Origin of the sequence: uncultured Pelagibacterium sp. (genome assembly GCF_963972885.1) — a bacterium.
In the GTDB taxonomy this organism is placed as follows: Bacteria; Pseudomonadota; Alphaproteobacteria; order Rhizobiales; family Devosiaceae; genus Pelagibacterium; species Pelagibacterium nitratireducens.
On sequence record NZ_CAXAXY010000125.1, the window covers coordinates 1 to 7,585 of the forward strand.

Here is a 7,585-nt window from a genome sequence, read left to right on the forward strand (position 1 = left end):
GAGGCGGAGCAGCACCCAATAGCCGGCGACAAAGCCTGCCAGAGCCGCCATGACCATGAGCAGCACGTCAGCGAAAATGGCGATCATCTTGTCGAGATAGGCGCTGGAAAACACCAGGACGATGGCTGTCGCGACAAGGAATGCGGCGGTGAGCGCGACCGGCAGGCGCAGATCCGACAGGATCGACACCGTGTCGTGCGGACGGTAGGCGGTGAGCGCCAGGCCGCCGGGCACAGTGAAGGGCAGGGCGGAAAGACCCCAGATCACGCCGAGCAGGGCCAATCCGCTCAGGGCGAAGAATGCGGCGGTGACTGCGATCGCCTTGAGCCTGCTTGCAACAGGGTTCATGGCCTATTCGGTTCCTTCCACGAACACCGAATAGGCGGTGTAGCAATAGGCGGCATCGCAATCGACGAGATCGAGTTCGAGCGCGAGGCGGCCGTCGTCCTCGGAGACGAAGGAGACGATGGGGTAATAATCGTCATAGCGATCTTCTCCCAGCAGCTTTCCGGCGGCGTTATAGATGCCCAGATCGAGGTCGGTGCAGTCCTCGTCGCAATCGCCCATGATCTCGATGGCGGTGTTGGTGGGTACATCGAGCTCGATGCGCGTGGTCGCACCCTCATTGAGGCGAACCACGCCAAAGGAATCGAGGAAAAACCCCGGCTTTGTGTATTCGATGTTTTCGAGCACCTGTTCGTAAAGGCGCGAGATATGAACGTTCTGGCTCATGGCCGGAAGCGCTGCCAACGACAGGCCGGCCGCGGAAAGCGCCGCGATGAAAGGCTTTGCGTGCAACATGGAATGGCGGTCCCTCGTCTTCTTGAGCCCGTCCCGCGCGGGGAACGGGTCCAGCATTAATGAGGCTCTGCGGGAACGGCAAGCCTCGCGCGGGTCAAAATTGGCTAAGGCGCCATGTTGAGCGGGATGGGCGAGGGCTCGTTGATGACCGTGATCCTGATCCGCTCATTGGCCGCCAGGTAAGGATCGTTGGCAAAGAACGGTTCGCTGGTCGCCCGACCGGCGACCGAGTAGATGTGCTCATCGGACAGCCCGAACTCGCCCAGCAGAGCCCGCACGGTATTGGCGCGGTCGGCGGAGAGCTCCCAGGCACCATAGGCCGGATTTGAATAGACAACGCCAGCGGCCGTGTGACCGGAAATGCGAACCTGGTTGGGAAGGCGCTGGAGAGTCGGGGCAACTGCTGCAATGGCGCTGCGCATCCATTCATAGGGATATTTCGACCCCTCCTGGAACATGGGGCGACCACGCTGCTCGACGATCTGGATGTCGAGTCCGTTTTCGGTGACCTCGACGATGAGATTGTCGGCAATCTCGGTGATGTCGGGGAGCGCTTCCCAAGCCTGTCTTATGCTGGCGGCGGCGCTGTGGAACATTTGCGGATCGGCGGCGGAAAGATCGAAGGCCGAGTCCTTTTCGGCGGCCTCGCCATCGCTCACGCTGCCGGCGGCCGGATCGGTCGAGGCGTAGTCCTGGGCGCCTATGGTCGCGATGCCGTTCGCTTCGACACTCGAGGTCAGCGAGCCCTGATCGTCCATCGCGCGACCGCCCATTGCTCCACCCGAACCCGAAGTGCTTTCGCTGATGTTGGGGGGCGCGAAATAATTGGCGAGGCCTTCTTTTTGCTCGGGCGTGGTCATGTTGATGAGCCAGAGGAGCAGGAAGAAGGCCATCATGGCCGTCACGAAATCGGCGTAGGCGATTTTCCAGGCGCCGCCGTGATGGGCGTGTCCAGCTTTCTTGACCTTCTTGACGATGATCGAGCCCTGCTGACGCGACATGACGAATGCTCCCGATGAAAAAGGCTAGACGACGGCTTTGAGATCGGACGTAGCGCGGTCGACTTCGGCGAAACTGGGTCGATCTTCGGACATGACGGCCTTGCGGGCGAATTCGATGGCGATGACCGGCGGGTAGCCGGACACATGGGCCAGCAGACCCGCCTTCATCGACAGGAAGTATTTCGACTCTGCCTCGTTGGTGTTGCGCAGGGCCTGGGCCATCGGGCCAAAGAAACCGTAGGCGACGAAAACGCCAAGGAACGTGCCCACAAGCGCGCCGCCAATCAGGTGGCCGAGCACTTCGGGCGGCTCGGAAATGGCGCCCATGGTCTTGATGACGCCCAGCACGGCGGCGACAATACCCAGGGCAGGCGTGGCATCGGCAAGAGACTGGACGGCGGTCACGACGCGCTCGGTTTCCTGATGGTGGGTCTCGAGCTCTTCGTCCATCAAGGATTCGAGTTCATGGACCGCATAGGTGCCCAGCGTGATCATGCGCAGGTAGTCGCACATGAATTCGACCGCGTGGTGGTTTTTTGCAAATGTGGGGAAGCGCGAGAACAGGTCGGACTGCTCGGGGTTTTCGATGTGCTGCTCGAGCACCAGCAAACCCTTCGACTGAACCAGTTTGAAGATCGAAAACTGCAGTCCGAGCAATTCGACGTAGGCTTGCTTGTTGTAACGCGGGCCTTTGAACAGCGAACCAAAGACACCAAGGCTCTGTTTGAGGATGGCCTTGGGGTTGCCGATGATGAAGGCGCCGATGGCGGCACCCAGGATGATGACGGCTTCAAAGGGTTGCCAGAGGACTTCCAGATGGCCGCCCATGGCGGCATAGCCCCCAAGAACCGAGACAAAAACGATTACGGCTCCGGCAATCAATCGCATGCGTTCTGCACTCCCGCGGTATCGGCGCCATTCTGCACCTAACCACCCTCTATACCGGTGCAAGGTTACTGAACTCTAAGTGCCTGCCGAGAGGGGGCATCGGGCATGGGTGGAGACCAGTCCCCCCCCTCCGCCTCCAAATAGCCCCGTCATTTCCACGGTTCGGACCTATTGCCGCCTTGGTGTCGAGTAGGCTGTTCACAGTCTCGTGAACGGCGAGACGCGGGCCGCATACTCCGAATGCGGCTTAAACCGAAAACGGAGAATACAGATGAAAAAGACCATTATTGCTATTGCTTCCGTCGTTGGCCTCTCGATCTCGGGGGCCGCTCTCGCACAGGATCTCGATTTTGCCACGCTCGACGCCGACGCCAGCGGCGGGGTGAGCCTGACCGAGTTGCAGGTAGCCATGCCTGACATCACTGAGGAGGACTTCGCTTCCTACGATACCGATGCCAGTGGCGAGCTTTCCGAAGACGAGTTGGCCGCAGTGGCCGGTGCGGATGCGGGCGCCGACTCGATGAGTGTCGAAGGCGAAATGGACGCAGAGGCGCCCGTCGTCGAGTAATGGGCCCTATATAAGGTTTGCCCATGGGGCCGCCTCACCGAAAGGAGAGGCGGCCCTTTTTGTGAGCTATTCGGCCGGGGAGGTGGCCTTTCGCCTGGAATTGAGGGAGACCACGTTCGAAGCGGGCTTGAGGGTTCTCGCCAACTCCGCAATCCGCCACTGAGTCAACAGAAAGAGCTGATCGAGTTGATGATCGTAGCCATTGCTGTTCTGGATCTGTTGCTGAAGATCGGCAAGACGCCAACCGGCGTCGAGCAACGTGTCCCGCTGGGAAGTCTGGCTCATCGTACGCAATACCGTTTCGATCTGACGCGAGACATTCTTCTCATGATCGATACGCGTCCTGCGTACCGGAAATTGAGCGGAGGGAGGCGGTCGTTCGGCTTGGGGGCTCGCTGACCCGCCTCCCATCGGCGTTTGCACCGATGTGCCGAGAATACGGCAGGCACGCTGTCACGAACAAGCAGAGTTTTTTGCCCAAAATTGATCCAGGCCAAGAAAATCGCACGATTCGCAGGAAAAAATTGGTAGGCTCGCCGGGGCTCGAACCCGGGACAACTCGATTAAAAGTCGAGTGCTCTACCAGCTGAGCTACGAGCCCTTACCGAAGCGGTCTATATCGACCGGCTGGAGACGGGCGGAACATAGTGCCTGCCCCCGCCGAGTCAACCCGTTTATTGACTGGTGCTTCAGAGGGGCAGGGGTTCGCCCGAATAGGGGGTTGGCTCACAGGGCAGGTCGAGCCGTTCGATGCGGACGCAAAGGGCCTGGGCCGAGGCGCTATCGGGCAGGGGACCCAGGACGATCCTGGTTTGATCGGACCCTTCGGATGCGGCTGCCAGTGGCGAAGTGCCAAGAAGCAGCATGCCGGCGGTCTGGGTTATTTCGGCATAGAGCGCGGCCGATTGATCGAATGGAACACTGTGGCCAACCGCAACACCCTGAAGCGTGAGATCGACCGTGGGTTCGGCGGCCGTGACCGGCGGTTGCTCGGGGGTAAGCGGCGGGGGCATGGGCTGGTCCGCGACCGGTTGGGGCGCGGCGTCGTCAAACAGGGGGCTGTAGCGCACGACCATGGTGCCGCCATCGAACTCATAGACCTCCTCGGCGGACTCCGCGATCGAAGCGGTGAGCAGCGAGCGGTCGATATCGCTGGAAAGGGGCAGGGATTCGATCAAGAGCGGGAGGCTTTTTTCGAGCGCCCCAAGACGGCGGATGGCCTCATCGCTATCGTCATCGAGAAGGTTGAAACGGGCGAGTAGCGCCCGATAATCTCCCATAACGCGGTTGCGGTCTTCGGCGAGTTCGGCAAGCTGGGTGCGCAGCTGGTGATAGTTTGCGCCCTGGCGGTAGGGCGTGTGCAAGCCGCCAAGGGTATCGGCAGGCAGCAATGCCGACAGATTGACCGCGGCGACGGCCATAGCGCCGCAGACAAGCGCGGCGATGCCCCATGGGGCGACATCGGCGTGGTCGGCTGGCAGGGAAAACCGTTTCGGCTTTGGCACCTAAATATAATCCCGCTATCAGGCGAATCAGATCAAAGCTGACTTTAGGCATACAAATGTAAACGGAGCGGTTACGCGGGTCTGTTAGGGGTTCTGCCAACACCGTGCTGCCATAAAGATGCGCAAGAGGGGCGGCAAGCAGAGGCTGGGGAAATATTCATGACCGAACTGATGGCAATCGTTCTGGCAGCGGGTGAAGGCACGCGGATGAAGTCCGCTCATCCCAAGGTGCTCCACAAGGTCGGAGGGCGCCCGATTGCCGGGCATGTGCTGGCCGCAGCGCGCGAGGCCGGCGCCGGGGCCATCGCCATGATTACCGGGCCAGGGCACGAGGTGGTGCGCAAGGCGATGGCGGCCATCGATCCCGAGGTCGCGTTTTTCGAGCAGACCGAGCGCAAGGGTACGGCGCATGCCGCCTCCATGGCGCGGCCGGCTTTCGCGGAAGCCAGCGGCTATGTGGCCGTGGTGTATGGCGATCACCCATTGTTGCGGGGTGCCGATTTTTCGCGGGTGACCGAGCGGCTCGATGCGGGGCTGGATGTGGCGATCCTGGGGTTCGAGCCAAAAGATCCGACGGGTTATGGCCGGTTCATCACCGATGGCGAAAAGCTGCTGGCCATTCGCGAGCACAAGGATGCCAGTGAGGCCGAACGGGCCATTGGGCTTTGCAATGCGTGCATCCTTGCGTTTCGGGCCGAGGTGTTCAGGGCGCTGATAGACAAGGTGGGCACCAATAACGCGCAGGGTGAATATTATCTCACCGACCTTGTGGATCTCGCCAACGCGGCCGGGCACAAGGTAGGCTATGCCGTGGCGCCCGAAGACAATGTGATGGGAGTGAACGACCGCGCACAACTGGCGCGGGCCGAAGCGGTGTTCCAGCAATTGCGGCGCGAGGATTTCATGGCGGCGGGCGTGACGCTGCACGATCCGGGATCCGTCTATTTCTCGTTCGATACGAAAATTGCGCCCGACGTCGAGATCGAGCCGCATGTGGTGTTCGGACCGGGCGTGGCAATCGAGAGCGGGGCCGTGGTCCACGCGTTTTCCCATGTCGAGGGCGCGCATATCGGTCAGGGGGCCAATGTGGGGCCGTTTGCGCGGCTGCGGCCGGGGGCGGATCTGGGCGAGGGGGCCAAGGTCGGCAATTTCGTCGAGGTGAAAAACGCCGATATCGGGCAGGGGGCCAAGGTGAGCCATCTGACCTATATCGGGGACGCGGCCATCGGGGCGGGCGCCAATATCGGGGCCGGAACCGTGACGTGCAATTATGACGGCTACAACAAGGCCAAGACGACCATCGGTGCGCACGCCTTTATCGGATCGAACTCTGCGCTGGTGGCGCCGGTGGAGATCGGGGATGGGGCCTATGTCGCGTCAGGATCGGTGATTACCGAGCCGGTGCCGGCAGACGCTTTGGGCATCGGGCGGGCGCGGCAGATCAACAAGCCTGGCTATGGCAAGGCGCTGAACGCGCGGTTCAAGGCCATCAAGGACCAAAAATAAGGGGCGGCGGCATGTGCGGTATCGTTGGAATCATCGGGGTCGAGCCAGTTGCCGACCGGCTCGTGGATGCGCTGCGGCGGCTCGAATATCGGGGCTATGACAGCGCCGGAATCGCCACGCTGACCGGCGAGGGGCTCGATCGGCGGCGAGCCGAGGGCAAGCTCAACAACCTGGCGGGCAAACTGGCTGCGGAGCCGCTCGAGGGGACGATCGGGATCGGGCACACACGTTGGGCGACGCATGGCGGGGCGACCGAAGGCAATGCCCATCCGCATTTGGCGGGCAAGGTTGCCGTGGTCCACAATGGGATCATTGAAAACTTCAAGGATCTGCTCGAAGATCTTGCAAGAGATGGGTATTTTCCACAGAGCGAGACGGATACGGAATCCGTGGCGCTGTGGGTGACGCGGGAGATCGAGCGGGGGGCAAGGCCGCGCGAGGCGGTTGCCAACACGCTGCCGAAGCTGCGCGGTACGTTCGGGCTGGTGTTCATGTTCGCGGGCGAGGACAAGCTTTTGATTGCGGCCCGGCAGGGCTCACCCCTGGCGGTCGGGCATGGACAGGACGAGATGTATCTGGGGTCCGATGCGTTTGCGCTGGCTCCATTCACCAACCAGATAACCTATCTCGAAGAGGGCGACTGGGCGGTGATTACGCCCGGCAAGGTGGAGATTTTCGATTTCGATGGCGCTGTCGTCGAGCGGGCGCGGCAGGTGTCTTCGGCGTCGGCGGCTTTGGCCGACAAGGGCAATCATCGCCATTTCATGGCCAAGGAAATCTACGAGCAGCCCGAGACCGTGTCGCACACGCTGGCGCATTACATCGATCTGGCGGGCGAAACGGTCAAGCTGCGGGAAGAATTGCCATTCGATTTCGCAAAGCTGTCGCGGCTGACGATCACGGCGTGCGGGACGGCCTTTTATGCAGGACTGGTGGCCAAGTACTGGTTCGAGCGCTATGCGCGACTGCCGGTGGATGTCGATGTGGCGTCCGAATTTCGCTATCGCGAGCCGCCGCTGCCTGACAACGGGCTGACGCTGGTGATTTCGCAGTCGGGCGAGACAGCGGATACGCTTGCGGCGCTGCGCTATGCGGCAAAAGAAGGTCAGCACATTGCGGCGCTGGTCAATGTGCAGGAATCGACAATTGCCCGGGAAAGCCATGTGATCTTTCCCACGCTGTGCGGACCGGAAATCGCTGTCGCTTCAACCAAGGCCACGACGGCACAGCTTTCGATCCTCGCCAGCCTGGCGATTGCGGCTGGGCAGGCGCGGGGCGTGCTGAGCCCATCCGATGCACATGCGCTAGTGCGGGCC

The 7,585-nt window shown here is 61.5% G+C and carries 9 protein-coding genes and 1 tRNA gene; 3 read left to right on the top strand and 7 right to left on the bottom strand.

Annotated features, from left to right (window positions below):
• The 4 genes from AACZ55_RS14785 to motA form a co-directional block, all read right to left on the bottom strand.
• Positions 1-348 (bottom strand): hypothetical protein (locus tag AACZ55_RS14785; protein WP_339647343.1); only part of this gene is annotated, 348 nt, incomplete at its 3' end.
• A gap of 3 nt (positions 349-351) precedes the next feature.
• Positions 352-801, bottom strand: coding sequence for a hypothetical protein (locus tag AACZ55_RS14790; RefSeq protein WP_339647344.1), 450 nt, complete (start codon positions 799-801; stop codon positions 352-354).
• Between the two features lie 104 nt (positions 802-905).
• Positions 906-1,802 carry a flagellar motor protein MotB gene (locus AACZ55_RS14795; RefSeq protein WP_339647346.1) on the bottom strand — a complete coding sequence of 299 codons (897 nt, stop codon included), beginning with the start codon at positions 1,800-1,802 and terminating at the stop codon, positions 906-908.
• A gap of 24 nt (positions 1,803-1,826) precedes the next feature.
• Positions 1,827-2,690, bottom strand: coding sequence for a flagellar motor stator protein MotA (gene motA / locus AACZ55_RS14800; protein ID WP_338606801.1), 864 nt, complete (start codon positions 2,688-2,690; stop codon positions 1,827-1,829).
• Positions 2,691-2,961: 271 nt separating this feature from the next.
• Here motA and AACZ55_RS14805 point away from each other — a divergent pair, with 271 nt between their 5' ends.
• Positions 2,962-3,258, top strand: coding sequence for a hypothetical protein (locus AACZ55_RS14805; protein ID WP_339647349.1), 297 nt, complete (start codon positions 2,962-2,964; stop codon positions 3,256-3,258).
• 66 nt (positions 3,259-3,324) lie between these two features.
• Here AACZ55_RS14805 and AACZ55_RS14810 read toward each other — a convergent pair whose 3' ends face one another.
• The 3 genes from AACZ55_RS14810 to AACZ55_RS14820 all read right to left on the bottom strand — a co-directional run bounded on the left by AACZ55_RS14810 (position 3,325) and on the right by AACZ55_RS14820 (position 4,763).
• On the bottom strand, positions 3,325-3,543 hold the full coding sequence (locus tag AACZ55_RS14810) for a hypothetical protein (RefSeq protein ID WP_339647351.1): 219 nt from the start codon (positions 3,541-3,543) through the stop codon (positions 3,325-3,327).
• Positions 3,544-3,783: 240 nt separating this feature from the next.
• Positions 3,784-3,859 (bottom strand) — tRNA-Lys (locus AACZ55_RS14815).
• A gap of 88 nt (positions 3,860-3,947) precedes the next feature.
• Positions 3,948-4,763 carry a hypothetical protein gene (locus AACZ55_RS14820; protein WP_339647353.1) on the bottom strand — a complete coding sequence of 272 codons (816 nt, stop codon included), beginning with the start codon at positions 4,761-4,763 and terminating at the stop codon, positions 3,948-3,950.
• 159 nt (positions 4,764-4,922) lie between these two features.
• Here AACZ55_RS14820 and glmU point away from each other — a divergent pair, with 159 nt between their 5' ends.
• On the top strand, positions 4,923-6,269 hold the full coding sequence (gene glmU, locus AACZ55_RS14825) for a bifunctional UDP-N-acetylglucosamine diphosphorylase/glucosamine-1-phosphate N-acetyltransferase GlmU (RefSeq protein WP_339647355.1): 1,347 nt from the start codon (positions 4,923-4,925) through the stop codon (positions 6,267-6,269).
• Between the two features lie 11 nt (positions 6,270-6,280).
• The coding region (gene glmS, locus AACZ55_RS14830; RefSeq protein WP_339647356.1) for a glutamine--fructose-6-phosphate transaminase (isomerizing) at positions 6,281-7,585 on the top strand (1,305 nt) is incomplete at its 3' end.